This window comes from Thiobacillus denitrificans, assembly GCF_001530125.1.
Taxonomy (GTDB): Bacteria; Pseudomonadota; Gammaproteobacteria; order Burkholderiales; family Thiobacillaceae; genus Thiobacillus; species Thiobacillus denitrificans_C.
Genome location: NZ_LDUG01000016.1, coordinates 106,554 through 126,961 on the forward strand (window position 1 = coordinate 106,554; position 20,408 = coordinate 126,961).

Here is a 20,408-nt window from a genome sequence, read left to right on the forward strand (position 1 = left end):
TGTGTCAAACGCTGAACACCGCTTCGACGAACTCGCGCGCATCGAACGGCCGCAGGTCGTCGACGGTTTCGCCGACGCCGATGTAGCGCACCGGGATCGGCCGCGCCGGGCTTAACCGGGCCTGGGCGATGGCGGCAATCGCGCCGCCCTTGGCGGTGCCGTCGAGCTTGGTCAGCACCAGCCCGGTCACGCCGAGCGCATCGTCGAAGGCCTTGACCTGGGTGACGGCGTTCTGTCCGGTGTTGGCGTCGAGCACCAGCAGCACTTCATGCGGCGCGCCGGGGGCGGCTTTTTCGATCACTCGCTTGACCTTTCTGATCTCTTCCATCAGGTGCAGCTGGGTCGGCAGGCGGCCGGCAGTGTCGGCCAGCACCACGTCGATGCCGCGCGCCTGTGCGGCCTGGATGGCGTCGAAGATCACCGCAGCGGAATCGCCTTTTTCCTGGCTGATCACCGTCACGTTGTTGCGCTCGCCCCAGACCTGCAGTTGCTCGCGCGCCGCTGCGCGGAAGGTGTCGCCCGCCGCCAGCAGCACCGACAGGCCCTGTGCCTGGTACAGCTTGGCGAGCTTGCCGATGGTGGTGGTCTTGCCGGCGCCGTTGACGCCGGCCAGCATGAGAATGAAGGGCTTGTGCGGGGTGACGTCGAGCGGTGCCTGCAACGGCGTCAGCAGGTCGACCAGCGCTTCTTTCAGCGCGGCCTGCAGGTCGGCGGCCTCGGTCAGCCCCTCGCGTCGCACTTTCTTCTGCAGGGTGTCGAGCAGCGCCTGGGTCGCATCGACGCCGACGTCGGCCGTGATGAGGATGGTTTCGAGCTCCTCGAACAACTCGGCATCGATCTTGCGCCCGACGCCAAACAGGCCGGACAGCTGGCCGCCGAGCCGGTTGCGGGTTTTGGCGAGCCCCTGCTTCAGCCGTTGCGCCCAGCCCGGACGCGTCTCGGCCGGCGCGGCGGTCGGCTCGACGGGTGGGGGGCTCGACTCGGGTTGCGCCGCAGGCTGTTCAGGCTTGGGCGTTTCGGGTTCGGGAGCGGGCTTGGACTTGAAGAAACTAAACACGGATTAAGGCAGTCTGCACAACTGTTTGACGGACGCTGTATCTTATCATCCTGAAAACCGCAGATGACCGCTCACACGCTTAAGGAAACACTGATTAATTCGATATAACCGTCATTGCGAGCGAAGCGCGGCAATCCAGCGCATTGATTAAGCAGGCATTTCTGGATTGCCGCGTCGCTTCGCTCCTCGCAAAGACGGATTAATCAGCGTCTCCTTAAGGATTTTTGTATGCAGATTGGTTTTTTAATTTTTGATGATGTTCACCGGCAACGTGCATCCGACCGTGGTTTTCGGGATCATTCAAACTCATGCAAACAGAGGTGAATTTCATGCGCAGCCTATGGGCAATCGGTTTGGCGCTGCTGCTGGGCAGCGCACAGGCAGCTTTGACGGACGTCACGCTGGACAATGGGATGCGGGTGATCGTGCACGAGGATCGCCGCGCGCCGGTGATGGTGTCGCAGGTGTGGTACCGCGCCGGCTCGATGGACGAATTCAACGGCACCACCGGGGTGGCACACGTGCTCGAGCACATGATGTTCAAGGGCACGAAGAACGTGCCGCCGGGTGAGTTTTCAAAACGCATTGCCGCCGCCGGCGGGCGCGAGAATGCGTTTACCAGCCGCGACTACACGGCGTATTTCCAGCAGATGCAGAAAGACCGGCTGGCGTTGTCGATGCAACTGGAGGCCGACCGCATGGCCAATCTCGTCATCAGCGATGAACTGTTTGCCAAGGAAATCCAGGTGGTGATGGAAGAGCGCCGGCTACGCACCGACGACCAGCCGCAATCGGTGCTGGTCGAACGCCTGATGGCTACTGCCTACCAGGCGCACCCCTACCGTCGCCCCATCATCGGCTGGATGGACGATCTGCAGAACATGACTGCACAGGATGCGCGCGACTGGTATGCGCGCTGGTACGCACCCAACAACGCCACCCTGGTGGTGGCGGGGGACGTCAAGGCCGACGAGGTGATTGCGCTGGCCAAACAGTATTTCAGTGCATTGCCCGCGGGCGCCCTGCCGGAACGCAGGCCGCAGGCCGAGCCCGCGCAGGTGGGTGTGAAGCGCATTGTGGTGAAGGCGTCGGCGCAGCTGCCCTATCTGCTGATGGCCTGGCATGCGCCCACCCTCAAGGACTGGGCGCAGGACACCACGCCGTATGCGCTGCAGATTCTGGCCGGCGTGCTGTCCGGCAACGACTCGGCGCGGCTGCAGACATCGCTGGTCAAGATGCAGCAGATTGCGGTGAATGCGAGTGCGGGCTACGACGCCGTCTCGCGCGGTCCGGGCATGTTCATGATCGACGCGACGCCGGCGCCGGGCAAATCGGTGGACACGCTGGAAAAAGCCATTCGCAACGAGCTCGAACGGGTCCAGCGCGAAGGCATCAGCGAGGCGGAGCTCGCACGGGTCAAGGCGCAGGTCATCGCGGCCGACGTTTATCAGCGCGACTCGCTGTTTTATCAGGCCATGCAATTGGGCGAATACGTGACCGCCGGGCTGCCGCCCGCGGCGCTGGCAGGCCGGGTCGGCAAGCTGCGTGCGGTGACCGCAGCCGAGGTGCAGGCGGCCGCGCAGCAATGGCTGCAGGATGACCGGCTGAGCGTGGCCGAACTCGATCCGCAACCGCTGGACGCGCAACCTGCTCGCGCCAATGTGCCGGGAGTGCGCCATGCTAATTAACGCGCTGTCAATTAAAGCCCTGTCAATCAATGCCCTGGCAATCAAAACCATGTTGATCAAGTCCTTCCTTGTTGCCCTGTTGCTGAGCCTGCCGCTGTCGGCGCAGGCTGCGCTCGCCATCCAGCACTGGCAAACGCCGCAGGGCGCGCGGGTGTTTTTTGTCGAAAGCCACGAACTGCCGATGCTCGATATTGCAGTCGATTTCCCTGCCGGTAGCGCCCGCGATCCCGTCGGCAAGGCCGGCCTTGCCCATCTGACCCACGGCCTGCTCGATCAGGGCGCAGGCGGCCTCTCCGATACCGCCATCGCCCATCGCCTGGCCGATGTGGGCGCGGTGCTGTCGGGACGCCTCGACCGCGACCGCGCCGGGGTGACGCTGCGCACCCTGTCGTCCGCCGCCGAAAAGGACAAGGCGCTTGATATCCTTGCACGCGTGCTGCAACGCCCCGGTTTTCCGCAGGCGGTGATCAAGCGCGAAAAGCAGCGCCTGATCTCATCGATACGCGAAGCCGAGGCCGATCCCGGTACGGTCGCCAGCAAGGCGTTTTACCGCGCGCTGTATGGTACGCATCCCTATGCGCACGATGAAGCGGGCGATCCCGCTGCCATCGCGCGGCTGACGCGCGGCGACCTGCAGGCGTTTTATCGCACGCATTACAGCGTGCCCAACGTGGTGATTTCACTGATGGGCGACGTCACGCGTGCCGAGGCCGAAGCCATTGCGGTTCGTCTGACGGCCGGTTTGTCGCGGGCGGCGGCGCTGCCGGCGCTGCCGCAGCCTGCGCCGGCAACGGCGTCCGACACGCGCATCGCCCATCCCTCCACGCAAAGCCATGTGCTGGTGGGGATGGTGGGGATGGCGCGCAACGACCCCGATTACTTCCCGCTGTTTGTCGGCAACTACGTGCTGGGCGGCGGCGGCTTCGATTCGCAGCTGATGCGCGAGGTGCGCGACAAGCGCGGCTATGCCTACAGCGCCTACAGCTATTTCCTGCCGATGAGTGAGGCTGGGCCGTTCCAGTTGGGCCTGCAGACCAAGCTGGAGCAGACCGACGACGCGTTGAAGGTGGCGCAGGCGACGCTGCGGCAGTTCATCGCCGAGGGCCCCTCTGAGGCCGAACTCACCCAGGCCAAATCCAACCTCACCGGCGGGTTTCCGCTGCGCATCGACAGCAACCGGAAAATCCTCGATTACCTGTCGGTGATCGGCTTCTACAAGCTGCCGCTGGATTACCTGGACAGCTGGGTCGACCAGGTCAATGCGGTCGACGTGGCAGCGGTGAAGCAGGCGTTTGCCCGCCGTGTCGATCCCGACAAGCTGGTCACCGTGGTGGTGGGAACGGGCAATGCTCGCTAAGCGCGCGGCGCCGGGCCGGGCGCACGGCGCCGCCAATCGCGTGCGCATCATCGGTGGCCAGTATCGCCGCCGGCTGCTGGGTTTTCCCGACAGCGCGGGCCTGCGCCCCACCCCCGACCGCGTGCGCGAGACGCTGTTCAACTGGCTGGGGCAGGATCTGCCGGGCTGGGTCTGCCTGGACCTGTTTGCCGGCAGCGGCGCGCTCGGCTTCGAGGCCGCCTCGCGCGGCGCGGGGCGCGTCATCATGATCGAACGCGACCGCGCCGCGCTCGACGCGCTGGGGGAAAACCGTGACGTGCTCGGGGCAACCCAGGTCGACGTCTGTCGTGCCGACGCGCTGGCCTGGCTGGAGAACAGCCGCGAGACCTTCGACCTGATTTTTGTCGATCCGCCGTTCGACAGCGGACTGGCCGCGACGGTGCTCACTGACCTGGCTCGCCATCTCAAGTCCGGCGGTCAGGCGTATATCGAACAGGCGGCGCCGGTGATCGCGCCGGCGGGGCTTATCATCCACCGCAGCGGGCGCGCTGGGCGCTCGCATTTTGCGCTGCTGACCAAGGAATAATTCAAAGATGCTGACTGCTGTCTATCCCGGCACGTTCGACCCCATCACGCGCGGCCACGAAGACCTGGTGCGGCGCGCGGTGCGGCTGTTCGATCACGTCATCGTCGCGGTGGCCGAATCGCGCAACAAACAGCCGTTTTTCAGCATGGAGGAGCGGGTGGCGATGACGCGCGACGTGCTGGCCGACGTGCCGAAGGTGCGGGTGGAAGGCTTCTCCGGCCTGTTGATCGACTTTGTCGCTGAGCAGGGCGCAATCGCCGTGTTGCGGGGCTTGCGTGCGGCGTCCGATTTCGAATACGAATTCCAGCTGGCGGGGATGAACCGCAACCTCAGGCCCGACATCGAAACCCTGTTCCTCACGCCGTCGGATCAATATATGTTCATTTCCGCCAGCATGATCCGCGAGATCGCGCAGTTGGGCGGCGACGTGACGCCGTTTGTCCACCCATTGGTGGCGCAGCGATTAAGTGAGAAAATAAGCAAAAGCTGATATAACCCGGAGAGCTCCATGGCCTTGATGATTACGGACGAATGCATCAATTGCGACGTCTGCCTGCCCGAATGCCCCAACGAAGCCATTTCCCAGGGCGACGAGATTTACATCATCGACCCCAACAAATGCACCGAATGTGTGGGTCACTTCGATACGCCGCAGTGCGTTGAAGTGTGTCCGGTCGACTGCATCCCGTTTAATCCGGACTACCCGGAAACCAAAGAACAACTGCAGGAAAAATTCCTGCGTCTGACAGCCAACAAATAACGCTAACCGTACCTGGGTTCAGGCCGTTTTAACCAGTCGCGCCTCGGTCAGGTCATCGGACAGGGCTTCGACGATGCGCGCGTTGATTCGCGCCAGCTGGTCCAGTTGATCGCTCGCGGTTCCGATTGACGCCTCGAGTTCGGCGATACGGTCATCCAGCGTTTCGGTCGCGGCATGGATGCGGCTGACGCTTTCCAGGCGGCGCTTGAGCTGGATCTTGTGTTCGCGCACCTGGGTTTCCATCGGCGAGATCAGTGCCTTCAGCCAGGCTTCGGTTTCGCTGTTGGCGAGTTCGAATACCTGCACCACCTTGCTGGCCAGCGTCTCAAAAAAGCGCGCGGTCAGCTGGTGCTGGCCCAGGGTCAGCATCTTGAAAACCGTATTGAAGCGCTCGTCGAAAATGCGTTCCAGGCGCGCCATTTCCTTACGGTATTTGCGCAGGCTGTGGTCCGGCGGGTTGACCGCCGCCAGCCCATGCTCGTCGCTGAACTTCTGGTACATCGCCGTCATCATGGCGCGGATTTCCTGGATTGATTCCGCTGAAGCCTTCAGGTTGCCGTCCACCTGGCGGAAGAAACGCCCCATCGCCTCGCGCAAGCCCATGCTGAAATGGCTTTTTTCCATTGTCATCCGGGTATGGCGCACTTCGTCGCGCAGCGCCTGCATGCCGAGATGCCGCCGCAGCGTGTCGACCTGTGAGGCGAATACATTGCGCAACGCATTGAACTGCTGCAGGCCGCGCTCGAACTGCTGCTTGTCCTCGTTGGCCTTGACCATCATGTGCTGGATGACGTCGCGGTTCTTGCCGCGCAGCCCTTCCAGCTCGTCGACCTGATCCTGGATGGTGGCGAGCCGGGTTTCCAGCAATTCGGTGGTCTTGATGACCACATCCTCCACGCTGGCCTGGGCCGATTCGCTGACCAGCGCCTGCTTGTGGGGAATCAGTTCCTGCGTCAGCGCCGCTTCCAGCTCGGGCAGGCGGCTCTTTGCCAGCAGGGCAGGGTCGTTCTTTACCTTGGCGACGAGCGCTTTCTGCGCCGACACCGGGTAGACCTGGCTGGCGGGCAGGTCGAGCAAGGCCGCGCTGCCGGCGACCTGCTTGGCGATTTCGGCGTCGATTTCGGCCGGCGTCTTGAGTTCGTCCCACAGGCCGTCGATTTTGTTCAGCACCACCAGACGCGCCCGGCTGGCACCCTGCACCGGGGCGATGTATTGACGCCAGATTTCGATGTCCGACTTGGTGACGCCGGTGTCTGCACTCAGCAGAAACAGCACGGCATGCGCGCTGGGCAGCATGTTGAGCGTGAGTTCGGGCTCGGTACCGATGGCGTTCAGCCCCGGGGTGTCGAGGATGACCAGTCCCTGCTTCAGCAGCGGATGCGGAAAATTGATCAGCGCATGGCGCCAGCGCGGAATTGCGATGCTGCCGTCGCGTTCCAGGCTGCGCGCGGTTTCCTCGTCATCCGGGTTGATCAGGCCGTAGGCTTCTGCGGTGGCGGCATCGACCTGCATGGTGTCGGCCAGCCGCATCAGGATTGCGCTCATCTCGTCGGCGGAATCGAGGTTGAGCGGGAATTCGGTCCATGCGTCGGCGTCGCGCTTGAAGTCGGCAATGCTGCCGTCGCGGGTTTTGGTCTCGATCGGCAGCAGGCGCAGCGAGGGGCGCAGAGTGGGGGTGTAATACAGCTCGGTGGTGCACATGGTGGTGCGCCCGGCGGACGACGGCAGCACGCGTTGCCGGTAGTCCGAGAAGAAAATCGCGTTGATCAGTTCGGACTTGCCGCGCGAAAACTCGGCGACAAAGGCCACGTTCAGCGTGTCTTCCTGCAGCCGCCCCAGCAACTGGTTCAGCCGCATCTCGGATTCAGCGTCGCCCAGTTCCTGCGTGTTGAGCCAGTCGCGCAGCGCCTCGACGCGCACGAACACAGCATCGCGCCAGGCACTGTAATGCTCGAATTCGTCAACCAGGGTTGTGGGTTTCATGGGGCCATCCATCAGATAAATCGCTGTAATTTAACGGTATCTTAATGACAAACTTGATTCGGGTGGAAGGACGTTGCATCAACGTTGGCAGGTCGGGCAGTAAAAGCTTGCGCGCTGCCCCTGCACGATGCGGCGGACCGGCGTGGCGCAGGTCTTGCAGGGCAGGCCGGCGCGATCGTAGACCCGCGTTTGCAGCTGGAAATAGCCCAGTTCGCCGTCGCTCGCGACGTAATCGCGCAGCGAGCTGCCGCCGGCGGCAATCGCCGCCGTCAGCACCTGTTTGATCGCCGCCGCCAGCCGCGCGCAGGCCGGGCGACTGAGGCGGCGAGCGGCAGTGGCGGGGCGGATGCCGGCATGGAACAGCGACTCGGACGCATAGATGTTGCCGACGCCGACCACCACCTGCCCATCCATGATGACCTGCTTGATCGCGGCGTTGCGGCGCTGGCACTGCGCATGCAGGTAGGCCGCATCGAACGCCGGCGTCAGCGGCTCCGGCCCCAGATGCGCCAGCAGCGGATGCCGCGCCACGTCGTCGGTCCATAGCACCGCGCCGAAACGGCGCGGGTCACGCAGCCGCAAGAGGGTGCCGTCGTCGAACAGCCAGTCGACATGGTCGTGCAGGGCGGCCGGCTCGTCGGGCCCGGCAAAGCGCAGGCTGCCCGACATGCCAAGATGCACGATCTGCGTGACGCTACCGAAATCGAACAGCAGGTACTTGCCGCGCCGGGCGAGCGAATGCAGCGTCAGTCCCGCCAGCCGTGCTTCCAGGTCATCCGGCACCGGCCAGCGCAGGCGCGGGTTGCGCACCATAATGCGCGTGAGCGCGCGGCCCTGCAGGCGCGGCAGCAGGCCCAGGCGGGTGGTTTCGACTTCGGGTAATTCGGGCATGGGGCAGGCTTCGATCAAGGAGAGGTTGACGCTACGCATGACGCCATCACGCTATTTTGCTCCCGCACGCGGGAACCGAACCGATACACTGCGATTCTATATACCGCACTTCAACCCCTGAAGCCTTCCCCGATTTTGAACATGCGACTTTCTTTGCTGCTGGTGATGCTGTTCAGCAGCGCGGCTTTGGCTGCGGATCCTTTCGGGGTGCTAGCGCGCACGCTGCCGTCGCCGGCGTCCGAGTTGCGCCCCGCAACCGCCTGCGAGGCGACGTCCGTTGCCGGCACGCTCACGCTGGCGCGCGCGGTCGAGCGCGCGCTGTGCGCCAATCCCGCCACCCGCAGTGCCTGGCTCACGTCGCGGCTGCGCGCCGCCGAACGGGGGCAGGCGCAAAGCGCGTACCTGCCCGACATTTCGCTCAGCGGCCGTCTGGCGGCCAACAGCGACGACCTGCTGCCGAGCGACCGCAGCGCTTGGCAATTCGGGCTGGATGCGCAATATCTCCTGTATGACTTTGGCGGGCGCGCCGCACGCAGCGATGCCGCCGAAGCGCTGTTGGCCGCCGCGCGCGCCAGCCATGATGCGAGTGTGCGTCTGCTGTATCTGCAAACCGTCACGGCCTATTTCAACCTGGCAACCGCTCAGGGCGCCGTGCTCGCCGCCCGCGAAACCGAGGCGTCCGCGCTCGAGGCGTTGAAAGCCGCTACGGCACGGGTGGAGGTGGGCACCGCCATCCCGCTGGATCGCCTGCAGGCAAAAACCGTGCATACCCAGCGCCAGATCGAGCGCATTCGCGCCGAGGGCGAAGCCGCGCGGCTGCGCGGCGAATTGGCCGCCCTGATGGGGGATGTCAACCAGACCGCCTGGACGCTGCAGGACGACGAGGCCGCCTTCAGCCAGCCGCTCGACCTTGGCCGGGCGGTGGAGGCGCTGATCGAAGCTGCGCGCATCCGCCGGCCGGAATTGCGCGCGGCCGAGGCCACGCTGCTGGCGCGCGAGGCCGGCGTGCGCAGCGCCGAGGCCGCTGGCAAGCCGCGTCTGTCGGCCTTTTTCGATGCGCGCCGGCAGGACAGCGGTGCACTGGCTGCCACCAGCTCCAGCCTGGGGGTTAATCTGACCATCCCGCTGTTCACCGGTTACCGCAGCACCTATCAGATCGCCGCCGCGCAGACCCAGGCCGAACTGGCGGCGGTCGAGCGCGATCGCGTCGGCAATCAGGTGGCGCTGGAGGTATGGCGCACTTTTTACCGCCTGCGGAGCGAGACCGCGGCGGACAGCCGCAGCGCCGATCTGGTGGAAAGCGCCGCCGCCGCCGAAAAACTGGCGCTCGGTCGCTATCAGGCCGGGCTCGGCATTCTGCTCGACGTGCTGAGCGCGCAGGCCAACCTGGCGCAGGCGCGCCAGGGCCAACTGCAGACCCGGCTGGGCCTTCGGGTGGCGCGGGCCGAGCTGGCGCAGGCCATGGGCGAACTGAGCTGGGACTGGATGGAACGCGTGCAACAGGAAACCATGCAATGAAAAAAACAGGAATGCTGGTGCTGCTGGTCATCATGATCGGCGCAGCGGGGTGGTGGTGGAGCAGCAAGGGTAAGCCGGCCGAGTCGCAATACCGCACCGTGGCGGTGGACCGCGGCGATATCAGCGCCCAGGTGTCGGCTAACGGCACGCTCAACCCCGTCACCTTGGTCAACGTCGGCACCCAGGTGTCAGGCACGGTGCGGCGCATCCAGGCGGATTTCAACCAGCAGGTGAAGGCGGGGCAGGTGCTGGCCGAGCTCGACCCGGCGCTGTTCCAGGCGGCGCTGGCGCAAAGCAGCGCCAACCTGGCCAACGCGCAGGCGCAGCTGAGGCTGGCCGAGGCCAACGCCGCGCGCATGCAGATGCTGTTCAAGCAGGAATACGTGTCGCGCCAGGAGCTCGATCAGGCCCAGGTGGCGCGAGAGCAGGCCATGGCGCAGGTGCGGGTGGCGCGCGCGCAGGTGACGCGCGACCAGACTAATCTGGGCTTCACGGTGATCCGTTCGCCGGTCGACGGCACCGTCATCAACCGTCAGGTCGACGTCGGCCAGACCGTGGCGGCGAGCTTTCAGACGCCGACGCTGTTTCAGATCGGCAAGGACCTGACGCAGATGCAGATCGATTCCACCGTGTCGGAAGCCGACATCGGACAGGTCAAGGTCGGGCAGCCGGTCAAGTTCCTGGTCGATGCGTTTCCCGACGCCCATTACAGTGGTGCGGTGCGGCAGGTGCGGCTGAACGCCAGAACCGAGCAGAACGTGGTCACCTACAACGTGGTGGTCGATGTCGCCAACCCCGATCTGGCGCTGATGCCGGGGATGACCGCCAATCTGCGGGTGGAAGTCGAAACGCGCCCGGATGTGCTGCGGGTGCCGACGGCGGCGCTGCGCTTTCGCCCGCCGGTCGACCCGGCCGCAGAACGCGGCAGCACGCCGCGCGGTGCGGCGGTGCACGTGCTGGGTGCCGACGGCCAGCCGGTTCGTGTGGCGGTCAGGACCGGCATCAGCGACAAGGCCTACACCGAGATCGTCTCCGGCGAACTGAAGCCGGGCGATGCGGTGATTGTGGCCGACCTGGCGGCGAAAAAAGACACCGGCAGCATGCCGCGCGGGCGCCTGTTCTAATGGCGGAATTCGGCCAGCTGCTGATCGAGGTGTTGGGTATCGAGAAGGACTATCCGACCGGCGCCGGCGTGTTCCAGGCCTTGCGCGGGGTGAGCCTCGGCATTGCCGCGGGCGAGTTCGTCGCCATCATGGGCGCCTCGGGCTCGGGCAAGAGCACCTTCATGAACCTGCTCGGCTGTCTCGACCGCCCCACCCGCGGCAGCTATCACCTCCATGGGCAGGACGTCAGCCGACTGTCATCCGACCAGCTGGCCGCGCTGCGCAACCGCGAAATCGGTTTCGTGTTCCAGGGCTTCAACCTGCTGCCCAAGCTCACGGCGCTCGACAATGTCGCGCTGCCGCTGATGTATGCCGGCATGGGGCGCCAGGCACGGCGGCAACAGGCGCAGGCGACGCTCAACCGCGTGGGGCTGGGCGACCGTTCGCACCACACGCCGCTGCAGCTGTCGGGCGGCCAGCAGCAGCGCGTGGCGATCGCGCGTGCGCTCGCCACGCGGCCGCGCATCATCTTTGCCGACGAACCGACCGGAAACCTCGACAGCGAAACCAGCCGCCAGGTGATGGGATTCTTCAGCCAGCTCAACCACGAGGAGGGCATCACGCTGGTGCTGGTCACCCACGAAGCCGACATTGCCGCCTATGCGCGGCGGCGCATCCGCTTTCAGGATGGCCGCGTGGTGGAAGACGTGGCCATCGAGGCGGTCGCGGCATGATCATCGCCAGCCTGTTCGAGACCGCGTGGCACGCGCTCACCACGCACCGCATGCGCAGCTTTCTTACCATGCTCGGCATGATGATCGGGGTGGCGGCGGTGATCCTCATGCTGGCGATCGGCCAAGGCGCGCAGGCCATGGTGCGCAGCGCGATCGAGTCGATGGGCAGCAATCTCTTCATCGTCATGTCAGGCGCCACCACGACCGGCGGCGCGCGGGTGGCGATGGGCAGCGCGCCCACGCTCACCTTCGCCGACGCCGACGCCATTCGCGATCTGCCGGACATCGTGGCGGCGGCGCCGGTGTCGCCCGGCAGCGCCCAGCTGATCTATGCCGGCCTCAACTGGAGCACGTCGGTCTTTGGCAGCACGCCGGACTACGCCATCGTGCGCGACTGGCCGATGGCGTCCGGCGGCTTCTTCAGCGAGGCCGACGTGCGCAGCGGCGCGCGGGTGGCGGTGATCGGCCAGGTGGTGGCGCGCGAGCTGTTCGGCGACGAGGACCCCATCGGCAAAATCATCCGCATCCGGCAGGCGCCGTTCGAGGTGATCGGCGTGCTGGCGGCCAAGGGCCAGAGCCTGGACGGGCGCGATCAGGACGACCTGGTGATCGTGCCGATTTCCAGCGCGCAGCAGAAGATTTTCAGCAGCAGCCTGCGCAATCGCGCCCGCTTCATCATGGCGCAGGCGACCTCGGAAAAAACCATGGATGCTGCGGAGTCCGCCATCAACGAGGTGCTGCGCAACCGCCATCGCATCGGCGTGGGACAGGAAGACGATTTCATCGTGCGCAACCTGACCGCGATCGCCGAAACCGCAGCGTCGACCACCCGCGTCATGAGCCTGCTGCTCGGTGCCATCGCGGCCATTTCGCTGGTGGTCGGCGGTATCGGCATCATGAACATCATGCTGGTGTCGGTGACCGAACGCACGCGTGAAATCGGCATCCGCATGGCAATTGGCGCCCGCCGACGCGACGTGCTGTGGCAGTTCCTGATCGAGGCGCTGACGCTGTCGCTGATCGGCTGCGCCATCGGCCTTGCGCTCGGCATCGGCGGCGCCTGGTTGGTCGAGCGCTTCGCCGGCCTGCCGGTCGCGGTGACGCCGGCCTCAGTGCTGATGGCGGTCGGCGTCTCCTTCCTTATCGGCGTGTTTTTCGGTTTTTATCCGGCGCGCCGCGCCGCCGGGCTCGATCCCATTGAGGCGCTGCGCGCGCAATAAGCGCCGCGCGTCTGAACCTAACTTGCAGGCAGGCCTCGAACGCTTAGAATCGTGGCAGGCAACCCCACCGACAAGGCACAACATGGCACACCTCAAAACCCTTCCCCTCTACACAGCGCTGCTGTTCGCGGCCGCGTGCAGCCAGCCCGGCGTCAAGGCGTCGCAACCTGTGGCGGTGGAATCGCAAGCGCAGCAGCCTGCCGAGGCGGTGGTCGAAGCTGCTGCTGACCTTGAGGCTGAGGCAGAAGCCCGGGCCTTGGCCCAAGCCCAGGCCGCCTTGCCCAAACAGCCGCTCACCCCCGACATCCTGTTCAAGTTTCTGGTGGCCGAGGTGGCCGGCCAGCGCGGCGCGATGGGCGTGGCCCAGTCGACCTATCTCGACCTGGCGCGGCAGACGCAGGATCCGCGCATTGCCCGCCGTGCCGTTGAGGTTTCGATGTTTGCGCGCGATCAGGCCGGCGCACTTGAGTCCGCCCGCCTGTGGGCGGCGGCCGAGCCGGGTTCGGAACGCGCGCAGCAGACGCTGGCGGCGCTGTTGCTGAACGACGGCAACCTCGGCGAGGCCGAACCGATTCTGCGCACCCTGCTGAAAGCGGACAGTGCCAACGGCTTTCTGCATCTGTCGGCGCTGATGGGCAGGCTGCGCGACACCCGGGCGGCACTGGAACTGGTCGAGCGCCTGGCCGCCGATCATCCCACCTTGCCGGAAGCGCGCTTTGCGGTCGCCCAGGCCGCGGCCAGTGCTGGGCGTGTCGAGGAGGCGCTCGTCGCCTTGCAGCAGGCCGACGATCTGCGTCCCGGCTGGGAGCCGGGCGCGCTGCTGCGCGCGCAGATGCTGGCGAAAACGTCCCGCCCCGATGCGCTGGCCTTCATGCGTGATTTTCTGGCACGCCACCCCGGCGCGCGCGAAGTGCGGCTGGCCTATGCGCGCACCCTGGTCAATGCCAACCAGTTCACCGAGGCGCGCGCCGAATTCACCCGCCTGACGGGCGATTTCCCGCGCAATGCCGAAGTCAGCTTTGCCGCTGGCCTGTTGTCGCTGCAGATGGGCGATGTCGACGTGGCGCGCGATTTACTGACCCAGACCCTGGAATACAACCCGCGCGACCCCGACATGGTGCATTACTACCTGGGCCAGGTGGCTGAACAAATGAAGCAGCCCGAGATGGCGGCGACCCATTATGTTGAGGTCACGACCGGCAATTACCTGGTGCCGGCACGCGCGCGTCAGGCGGCGCTGCTGGCGCGCGCGGGCAAACTGGATGAGGCGCGCGCGCTGCTGGCGTTCACGCGGGGCGAAAACGACGCGCAAAACGTGCGGCTGATCCAGGCGCAGGCCGAACTGCTGCGCGACAGCAAGGAACACGCGGCGGCTTTCGCAGTGTTGTCGGAAGGGCTCAAGCGATTTCCCGATTCGGCGGACTTGCTGTACGACCGTGCCATGGTGGCGGAAAATCTCGACAAGCTCGAGGTGCTGGAAGCCGACCTGCGTCGCGTGATCGTACTGCGCCCCGATGATGCGCAGGCCTACAACGCGCTGGGCTACACGCTGGCCGACCGTACCGACCGCCTGGCCGAAGCGATCACCCTGCTCGACAAGGCGCTGGCGCTGGCGCCGGAAGACCCCTTCATTCTCGATAGCGTGGGCTGGGCGCAATTCCGCACAGGCAATCTGGCGCGCGCGCAGGAATATCTGGAACGCGCCTACAAGGTGCGTCCCGACCCCGAAATCGCGGCGCATCTGGGCGAGGTGCTGTGGGCGCGTGGGCTGCGCGACGAGGCTGGCAAGCTGTGGCAGACCAGCCTGCAAACCCATCCGCAGAACGAAGTGCTGCTGGAAACCCTGCGCCGGCTGAAACCTTGATGGGGCGTCTGGCTGTAGTGTTGCTGCTGGCGTTGACAGCCGGTTGCGCGACGATGCCCCCCCCTCTTTCTGCCGATGCCGTCCCGCCGCTGTCCGCCAACTGGACGCTGCAGGGGCGCATTGGCGTCCAGGCGGGCGAGCAGAGCCTGTCGGGCCAAATCCACTGGCAGCACAGCGTGGCAACGGACGAGGTGTTGCTGACTTCACCGCTGGGGCAGGGGGTGGCGCGCATTGTGCGCGACGCCGACGGGGTTGCGCTCGAGGTGCCGAACCAGCCCACACGCCGTGCGCCCGATGCCGAATCCCTGACGCGCGAGGCGCTCGGTTATACGCTGCCGGTGGCGGGCCTGGCATGGTGGGTGCAGGCGCGCCCCGATCCCGGCAGCGTTTTCGAGGCCACGCACGACGCCGCCGGCCGTCTCGCGCAACTCAAGCAGAACGGCTGGGTGATCGATTACCTGCAATACGCCGCCGATGGGCGTCCGCGCAGGCTGGCGGTGGCGCGTGAGGGGCTGCAAATCCGCCTGGTGGCGGACAGTTGGCAGGCCGAATGAGCCACGCCTACCCCGCACCCGCCAAACTTAACCTGTTCCTGCACGTTGTCGGCCGGCGCGCCGACGGCTATCACCTGCTGCAGAGCGTGTTCCGCCTGATCGACCGCGCCGACACCGTGCACCTGGCGCTGCGCGACGACGGCCGGGTGGTGCGTGAGGGCGACCTGCCAGGGGTGCCGGAAGACCACGACCTGACCGTGCGCGCGGCGCGCCTGCTGCAGGCGCATGCTCCGCGCGGCGCCGGGGTGAGCATCCGGCTCGACAAGGTATTGCCGATGGGTGGTGGCCTAGGCGGCGGCAGTTCGGATGCGGCCACCGTGCTGCTGGCCCTGAATCGCCTGTGGCAAGTCAATCTGCCGCGTGCCGCCCTGCAACAACTGGCCCTGCAATTGGGCGCCGACGTGCCGGTATTCGTGTTCGGCCAGACCGCGTTTGCCGAGGGGGTGGGCGAAATCCTGCGCCCGGTGAGCGCACCGCCGGCGTGGTATGTGGTGCTGACGCCGCCGGTGCAGGTGCCGACGGCTGTAATTTTTGCTGCGCCGGAATTGACACGCAACTCGCCACCCCTCAAAATAGCGCGCTTTTCCGCAGGCATGGGTCGTAACGACCTGCAGCCCGTGGTCATCAGTCGCTATCCTGAAGTCGCCCGTCATCTCGAATGGCTGGCGCATACGATTCAGCACGCGCAACAGCGCGTAGCGGATCGGAGTCCTTTAGGGCAATTCGGCGAGGCGCGCATGACCGGTTCGGGTGCCTGCGTGTTTGCATCGTTTGCAACGGAAAACGATGCGCGCGAGGTGTTGAGCCGGTTGCCCGAAACGATGCAGGGTTTTGTGGCGCAGGGGCTCGACAGGCATCCGCTGGTCGACTGTTGCGCTGAGTAGTACCTATTGGGGAGTCGCCAAGTGGTAAGGCATCGGATTTTGATTCCGACATTCGTAGGTTCGATCCCTACCTCCCCAGCCAGTTAAGCGAACAGCCGCCGGTGGCGGCTGTTTTTGTTGTTGTGTCGGATCCCAATCGCCGGAGACGCGTGTGTCCATAGACAACCTGATGGTGTTCAGCGGGAATGCCAACCCGCGCCTTGCCAGCGATGTGGTGCGCCATCTCAATATTCATCTCGGCCGCGCCACGGTGTCGCGCTTTTCCGATGGTGAAGTGATGGTCGAACTCCTCGAGAACGTTCGCGGCAAGGACGTGTTCGTGCTGCAGTCGACCTGCCAGCCGACCAACGACACCCTGATGGAAGTGATGGTGATGATCGACGCGCTGAAGCGCGCCTCGGCCGGCCGCATCACCGCCGCCATCCCGTATTACGGCTACGCACGCCAGGATCGTCGCACCCGTTCGGCGCGGGTGGCGATCACCGCCAAGGTGGTGGCCAACATGCTGCAGGGCGTAGGGGTCGACCGGGTGCTGACGATGGACCTGCACTCCGACCAGATTCAGGGCTTTTTCGACATTCCGGTCGACAACATCTATTCCAGCCCGATCCTCCTGGGCGACATCTGGAAGCGTGACCATCCGAACCTGGTGGTGGTGTCGCCCGATGTGGGCGGGGTGGTGCGGGCGCGGGCAATTGCCAAGCGTCTCGAGTGCGATCTGGCGATCATCGACAAGCGGCGCCCGAAGCCGAATGTGGCGAAGGTGATGCACATCATCGGCGACGTCAAGGATCGCACCTGCATCATCATGGACGACATGGTTGACACCGCCAACACGCTGTGCGAGGCGGCCAACGCGCTGAAGGAGCATGGCGCCAGAAAGGTGATGGCGTATTGCACCCATGCCGTGCTGTCCGGCAGCGCCGCTGAACGCGTGACCAATTCCGCGCTCGACGAACTGGTGGTGACCGACACCATTCCGCTGCGCGACGATGCGCGCGCCTGTACGAAAATCCGGCAATTGTCGGTGGCTGAACTGTTAGCGGAAACCATCCGCCGCATCAGCAACGAAGATTCCGTCAGCTCGCTCTTTATCGAGTAGGGCTGGCCGAGTGCCCCTGGTCGCGGGGGCTTTCATGCATATTCCATCTGGACATGCATCATTGAGTAGATTATTGGAGAAATATTATGGAAATCGAAATCATTGCCGCCAAGCGTGAATTGCAAGGTACGGGTGCGAGCCGCCGTCTGCGTCACGCGGGCAAGGTCCCCGGCATCGTTTACGGTGCCACCGCTGCCCCGGTGCAGATCGAGCTCGATCACAACACGCTGTATCACGCGCTGCGCAAGGAGTCTTTCCATGCTTCCGTGCTGACGCTGAATGTCGATGGTGCCAAAGAGTCCGTGCTGCTGCGTGACACGCAATGGCACCCCTTTAAGCAGCAAGTGCTGCACATCGACTTTCAGCGCGTCGACAAAACACACAAAATTCACGTCAAGGTCCCGCTGCACTTCCTGAATGAGGAGACTGCGCCGGGCGTTAAAACCGGTGGCGGCAAAGTCAGCCATGTGGTGACTGAGGTCGATGTGACCTGCCTGCCGGGTAATCTGCCCGAGTTCATCGCTGTGGACATGGGCGCGATGGAAATCGGTCATTCCATTCATGCGAACGACCTCACGCTGCCCGAGGGCGTGGAACTCGTTGTGCACATTCAGCACGAGAACCCGGCGGTGGCGGCAATCACGCTGCCCAAAGGCATGAAGTCAGACGAAGCTGCGCCCGAGGCGCCTGCTGCACCCGCAGCCTGAGTCTTAACGCAGCCCGCCTGTGGTTGCGTTGCGAGTCGTCATGACGGTCCCCCGCCTGATTGTCGGCCTCGGTAACCCGGGGCGCGACTACGAAGAAACCCGGCACAATGCCGGGTTTTGGTTTTGCGCGCGTCTCGCACAAGCTCGCGGGGTGCCGCTGGCGCTGGAATCGCGCTTTCACGGCATCGTTGGTCGTGGCCCCGGGTCGGCGCGGATGCTGCTGCCGCAGACATTCATGAACCGTTCCGGCCAGGCGGTCGCTGCGCTTGCGCGCTTTCACCGCATCGCGCCGGACGAGATTCTGGTGGTGCACGACGAACTCGACATTCCGCCGGGCCAGTTGCGCCTCAAGTTTGGTGGTGGCATGGGCGGCCACAATGGCCTGAAGGACATCACCGCGCATCTCGGCACCCAGGACTACTGGCGGTTGCGCATCGGCATCGGGCATCCGGGCGACCGCAACGAAGTCGTCAACTACGTCCTCAAGCCGCCGCGCCTCGAGGAGCAGGCCGACATCGACGCCGCCATCGAGCGCGCGCTCGATGTGTGGCCGCTGATCGAAAAAGGCGAGTGGAATGCGGCCATCCAGCGCGCCAACACCAAATCAGCCCCCCCCAAACCCCAGGAAAAACCATGAGTCTCAAATGCGGCATCGTTGGCCTGCCCAACGTCGGAAAATCCACCCTGTTCAATGCGCTGACCCAAGCGGGCATCGCCGCGGAAAACTATCCGTTTTGCACCATCGAGCCGAATACCGGCATCGTCGAGGTGCCGGATCCGCGTCTGGCGCAGTTGGCCGAGATCGCCAAACCGCAGCGCATCGTGCCGGCGATTGTTGAATTCGTCGACATCGCCGGCCTGGTGGCGGGCGCCTCCAAGGGGGAGGGCCTGGGCAATCAGTTCCTCGCCAACATTCGCGAGACCGACGCGATCTGCCACGTGGTGCGCTGTTTTCAAGATGACAACGTGATCCACGTTGCGGGCAAGATCGACCCCCTGTCTGATGTCGAAACCATTGCCACTGAGTTGGCGCTTGCTGACCTGGCGAGTGCTGAAAAAGCGTTGATCAGGTATGAAAAAGCTGCGCGTGGGGGCGACAAGGACGCGAAAGTCATCGCGGAGGCCTTGAAGCCCGTACTGGCTGCGCTGAACGAAGGCCGTCCCGCACGTGCAGCCGGACTCGACGCAGAGGGGTTGGAGGCGATCAAGCCGCTGTGTCTGTTGACGGTGAAACCCACGCTGTATGTCGCCAACGTCAGCGAAGACGGTTTTCACGACAACCCCATGCTCGATGCCTTGTGCGCATTTGCCGACAAGGAGGGTGCGCCGGTGGTGCCGGTGTGCGCGGCGCTCGAGGCCGAATTGCAGGAGTTGTCGCCGGAAGACCGCATGGAATACCTGAAAGAGCTTGGCTGGGACGAGCCGGGGCTCAATCGGCTGGTTCGCGCCACCTATGATCTGCTCGGTCTGCAGACCTACTTCACCGTCGGGGTGAAGGAAGTGCGGGCGTGGACCATCCACAAGGGCGATACCGCGCCGCAGGCGGCAGGGGTGATCCATACTGACTTCGAGCGGGGTTTCATTCGCGCGCAGACCATTGCCTTTGATGACTTCGTTGCCGGCAAGGGCGAGCAGGGCGCCAAGGAGGCGGGCAAGATGCGCGCCGAGGGCAAGGAATATGTGGTCAAGGATGGCGATGTCCTGAATTTCTTGTTCAATGTGTGAATTGGTTAATTTACTCAAGGGATAATTGACACGCGATTCCGAAAAGCCCTATAATCTCGCGCTTCGTTTGGGTGGGGTTCCCGAGCGGTCAAAGGGATCAGACTGTAAATCTGACGGCTCTGCCTTCGAAGGTTCGAATCCTTCCCCCACCACCAGAATTTTGCAATTTTCGAGCAGGGCGAAGCGGGTGTAGCTCAATGGTAGAGCAGAAGTTTTCCAAACTTATGACGAGGGTTCGATTCCCTTCTCCCGCTCCAGTTTGTAAGGGTTTTGTGTTTTGACGTGCTACATGTCAAAACCTTGCGCCCGCGTAGCTCAGAGGTAGAGCACTCCCTTGGTAAGGGAGAGGTCGACAGTTCGATTCTGTCCGCGGGCACCAGTTTTTAGGTGTCGTATAAGTAAAGTGGTGCGCCTGTTTTAGGTGCCGTTTGAATTGTATCGGCGCCCCGGTATTGAAGTATTGGGTTGATTTAAAAGCGGTAGTCGGGTGCTGATCGTGATTGACCGCATCATTCTTGTGCAAAATTGAGGGTACTTGAAATGGCTAAGGAAAAATTCCAGCGGACCAAACCGCACGTAAACGTTGGCACCATTGGTCACGTTGACCACGGCAAGACCACCTTGACCGCGGCGATCACCACCATTTTGGCGAAGAAGTATGGCGGTGCGGCGAAGAAATACGACGAGATTGACAGC

At 64.4% G+C, this 20,408-nt stretch carries 20 protein-coding genes and 4 tRNA genes; 21 read left to right on the forward strand and 3 right to left on the reverse strand.

The features are described from left to right. Positions 1–4: 4 nt before the first annotated feature. Positions 5–1,057 (reverse strand): signal recognition particle-docking protein FtsY, encoded by a 1,053-nt coding sequence (gene ftsY, locus ABW22_RS04560; RefSeq protein WP_059752371.1) that lies wholly within the window; start codon positions 1,055–1,057, stop codon positions 5–7. A 329-nt stretch (positions 1,058–1,386) separates the two neighbouring features. Between ftsY and ABW22_RS04565 the strand changes: the two genes are divergently transcribed. From ABW22_RS04565 to ABW22_RS04585, 5 genes are read left to right on the forward strand one after another with little or no spacing between them, the layout of a single operon-like run. Beyond that, positions 1,387–2,745, forward strand: coding sequence for a M16 family metallopeptidase (locus ABW22_RS04565; protein WP_059752450.1), 1,359 nt, complete (start codon positions 1,387–1,389; stop codon positions 2,743–2,745). A gap of 49 nt (positions 2,746–2,794) precedes the next feature. Then, complete coding sequence (locus ABW22_RS04570) at positions 2,795–4,102, forward strand: M16 family metallopeptidase (RefSeq protein WP_059752374.1); 1,308 nt, start codon at positions 2,795–2,797, stop codon at positions 4,100–4,102. Next, positions 4,092–4,667: a 16S rRNA (guanine(966)-N(2))-methyltransferase RsmD gene (gene rsmD, locus ABW22_RS04575; RefSeq protein WP_059752377.1), complete on the forward strand. Its 576-nt coding sequence runs from the start codon at positions 4,092–4,094 to the stop codon at positions 4,665–4,667. The genes ABW22_RS04570 and rsmD overlap by 11 nt, the downstream gene beginning before the upstream one ends. 7 nt (positions 4,668–4,674) lie before the next feature. Further along, positions 4,675–5,157: a pantetheine-phosphate adenylyltransferase gene (gene coaD, locus ABW22_RS04580; protein ID WP_059752381.1), complete on the forward strand. Its 483-nt coding sequence runs from the start codon at positions 4,675–4,677 to the stop codon at positions 5,155–5,157. A gap of 18 nt (positions 5,158–5,175) precedes the next feature. Further along, positions 5,176–5,427, forward strand: coding sequence for a YfhL family 4Fe-4S dicluster ferredoxin (locus ABW22_RS04585; RefSeq protein WP_059752383.1), 252 nt, complete (start codon positions 5,176–5,178; stop codon positions 5,425–5,427). A gap of 18 nt (positions 5,428–5,445) precedes the next feature. On the opposite strand, the gene ABW22_RS04590 is transcribed toward ABW22_RS04585, so the two are convergent. Both ABW22_RS04590 and mutM read right to left on the reverse strand, forming a co-directional pair. Continuing rightward, the gene (locus ABW22_RS04590) at positions 5,446–7,410 is read right to left on the reverse strand and encodes a dynamin family protein (protein ID WP_059752452.1); all 1,965 of its coding nucleotides are present in this window, start codon (positions 7,408–7,410) and stop codon (positions 5,446–5,448) included. A gap of 78 nt (positions 7,411–7,488) precedes the next feature. Next, positions 7,489–8,301, reverse strand: a complete 813-nt coding sequence (gene mutM, locus ABW22_RS04595; protein WP_059752455.1) for a bifunctional DNA-formamidopyrimidine glycosylase/DNA-(apurinic or apyrimidinic site) lyase — start codon at positions 8,299–8,301, stop codon at positions 7,489–7,491. Positions 8,302–8,442: 141 nt separating this feature from the next. Between mutM and ABW22_RS04600 the strand changes: the two genes are divergently transcribed. The 16 genes from ABW22_RS04600 to ABW22_RS04675 form a co-directional block, all read left to right on the forward strand. Further along, the gene (locus ABW22_RS04600; RefSeq protein WP_082708517.1) at positions 8,443–9,819 is read left to right on the forward strand and encodes a TolC family protein; all 1,377 of its coding nucleotides are present in this window, start codon (positions 8,443–8,445) and stop codon (positions 9,817–9,819) included. Further along, positions 9,816–10,943, forward strand: a complete 1,128-nt coding sequence (locus ABW22_RS04605; protein WP_059752387.1) for an efflux RND transporter periplasmic adaptor subunit — start codon at positions 9,816–9,818, stop codon at positions 10,941–10,943. Before ABW22_RS04600 ends, ABW22_RS04605 begins: the two co-directional genes overlap by 4 nt. Beyond that, a complete protein-coding gene (locus ABW22_RS04610) occupies positions 10,943–11,656 on the forward strand; it encodes an ABC transporter ATP-binding protein (protein WP_193393280.1) in 714 nt (237 codons plus the stop codon). The genes ABW22_RS04605 and ABW22_RS04610 overlap by 1 nt, the downstream gene beginning before the upstream one ends. Beyond that, a complete protein-coding gene (locus ABW22_RS04615; RefSeq protein WP_193393281.1) occupies positions 11,653–12,876 on the forward strand; it encodes an ABC transporter permease in 1,224 nt (407 codons plus the stop codon). Before ABW22_RS04610 ends, ABW22_RS04615 begins: the two co-directional genes overlap by 4 nt. Before the next feature lie 82 nt (positions 12,877–12,958). Then, positions 12,959–14,740 carry a tetratricopeptide repeat protein gene (locus ABW22_RS04620; protein ID WP_059752390.1) on the forward strand — a complete coding sequence of 594 codons (1,782 nt, stop codon included), beginning with the start codon at positions 12,959–12,961 and terminating at the stop codon, positions 14,738–14,740. After that, positions 14,740–15,294 carry a lipoprotein insertase outer membrane protein LolB gene (gene lolB / locus ABW22_RS04625; protein ID WP_059752392.1) on the forward strand — a complete coding sequence of 185 codons (555 nt, stop codon included), beginning with the start codon at positions 14,740–14,742 and terminating at the stop codon, positions 15,292–15,294. The genes ABW22_RS04620 and lolB overlap by 1 nt, the downstream gene beginning before the upstream one ends. After that, positions 15,291–16,178, forward strand: coding sequence for a 4-(cytidine 5'-diphospho)-2-C-methyl-D-erythritol kinase (gene ispE / locus ABW22_RS04630; RefSeq protein WP_059752395.1), 888 nt, complete (start codon positions 15,291–15,293; stop codon positions 16,176–16,178). The genes lolB and ispE overlap by 4 nt, the downstream gene beginning before the upstream one ends. A gap of 7 nt (positions 16,179–16,185) precedes the next feature. Then, positions 16,186–16,260: transfer RNA gene (locus ABW22_RS04635), tRNA-Gln, on the forward strand. 69 nt (positions 16,261–16,329) lie between these two features. Continuing rightward, positions 16,330–17,280 (forward strand): ribose-phosphate pyrophosphokinase, encoded by a 951-nt coding sequence (locus tag ABW22_RS04640; RefSeq protein WP_059752397.1) that lies wholly within the window; start codon positions 16,330–16,332, stop codon positions 17,278–17,280. Positions 17,281–17,366: 86 nt separating this feature from the next. Further along, positions 17,367–17,987 carry a 50S ribosomal protein L25/general stress protein Ctc gene (locus ABW22_RS04645; RefSeq protein ID WP_202813910.1) on the forward strand — a complete coding sequence of 207 codons (621 nt, stop codon included), beginning with the start codon at positions 17,367–17,369 and terminating at the stop codon, positions 17,985–17,987. Between the two features lie 40 nt (positions 17,988–18,027). Beyond that, positions 18,028–18,624: an aminoacyl-tRNA hydrolase gene (gene pth / locus ABW22_RS04650; RefSeq protein ID WP_059752400.1), complete on the forward strand. Its 597-nt coding sequence runs from the start codon at positions 18,028–18,030 to the stop codon at positions 18,622–18,624. Further along, entirely contained in the window at positions 18,621–19,712 is a 1,092-nt protein-coding gene (gene ychF, locus ABW22_RS04655; RefSeq protein ID WP_059752402.1) for a redox-regulated ATPase YchF, read from the forward strand. Before pth ends, ychF begins: the two co-directional genes overlap by 4 nt. Positions 19,713–19,782: 70 nt before the next feature. Next, a tRNA-Tyr gene (locus ABW22_RS04660) sits at positions 19,783–19,867 on the forward strand. A gap of 28 nt (positions 19,868–19,895) precedes the next feature. Continuing rightward, positions 19,896–19,969: transfer RNA gene (locus ABW22_RS04665), tRNA-Gly, on the forward strand. Positions 19,970–20,016: 47 nt separating this feature from the next. Then, positions 20,017–20,091 (forward strand) — tRNA-Thr (locus tag ABW22_RS04670). Between the two features lie 161 nt (positions 20,092–20,252). After that, positions 20,253–20,408, forward strand: a 156-nt coding sequence (locus ABW22_RS04675) for a GTP-binding protein (RefSeq protein ID WP_059752405.1), incomplete at its 3' end; no start/stop codon positions are given.

Bases quoted from the DNA above. Each gene is read 5' to 3' on its own strand.
- ABW22_RS04565 (WP_059752450.1), top strand. From the start codon at position 1,387: ATGCGCAGCCTATGGGCAATCGGTTTGGCGCTGCTGCTGGGCAGCGCA.
- ABW22_RS04570 (WP_059752374.1), top strand. From the start codon at position 2,795: ATGTTGATCAAGTCCTTCCTTGTTGCCCTGTTGCTGAGCCTGCCGCTG.
- rsmD (WP_059752377.1), top strand. From the start codon at position 4,092: ATGCTCGCTAAGCGCGCGGCGCCGGGCCGGGCGCACGGCGCCGCCAAT.
- coaD (WP_059752381.1), top strand. From the start codon at position 4,675: ATGCTGACTGCTGTCTATCCCGGCACGTTCGACCCCATCACGCGCGGC.
- ABW22_RS04585 (WP_059752383.1), top strand. From the start codon at position 5,176: ATGGCCTTGATGATTACGGACGAATGCATCAATTGCGACGTCTGCCTG.
- ABW22_RS04590 (WP_059752452.1), bottom strand. From the start codon at position 7,410: ATGAAACCCACAACCCTGGTTGACGAATTCGAGCATTACAGTGCCTGG.
- mutM (WP_059752455.1), bottom strand. From the start codon at position 8,301: ATGCCCGAATTACCCGAAGTCGAAACCACCCGCCTGGGCCTGCTGCCG.
- ABW22_RS04600 (WP_082708517.1), top strand. From the start codon at position 8,443: ATGCGACTTTCTTTGCTGCTGGTGATGCTGTTCAGCAGCGCGGCTTTG.
- ABW22_RS04605 (WP_059752387.1), top strand. From the start codon at position 9,816: ATGAAAAAAACAGGAATGCTGGTGCTGCTGGTCATCATGATCGGCGCA.
- ABW22_RS04610 (WP_193393280.1), top strand. From the start codon at position 10,943: ATGGCGGAATTCGGCCAGCTGCTGATCGAGGTGTTGGGTATCGAGAAG.
- ABW22_RS04615 (WP_193393281.1), top strand. From the start codon at position 11,653: ATGATCATCGCCAGCCTGTTCGAGACCGCGTGGCACGCGCTCACCACG.
- ABW22_RS04620 (WP_059752390.1), top strand. From the start codon at position 12,959: ATGGCACACCTCAAAACCCTTCCCCTCTACACAGCGCTGCTGTTCGCG.
- lolB (WP_059752392.1), top strand. From the start codon at position 14,740: ATGGGGCGTCTGGCTGTAGTGTTGCTGCTGGCGTTGACAGCCGGTTGC.
- ispE (WP_059752395.1), top strand. From the start codon at position 15,291: ATGAGCCACGCCTACCCCGCACCCGCCAAACTTAACCTGTTCCTGCAC.
- ABW22_RS04645 (WP_202813910.1), top strand. From the start codon at position 17,367: ATGGAAATCGAAATCATTGCCGCCAAGCGTGAATTGCAAGGTACGGGT.
- pth (WP_059752400.1), top strand. From the start codon at position 18,028: ATGACGGTCCCCCGCCTGATTGTCGGCCTCGGTAACCCGGGGCGCGAC.
- ychF (WP_059752402.1), top strand. From the start codon at position 18,621: ATGAGTCTCAAATGCGGCATCGTTGGCCTGCCCAACGTCGGAAAATCC.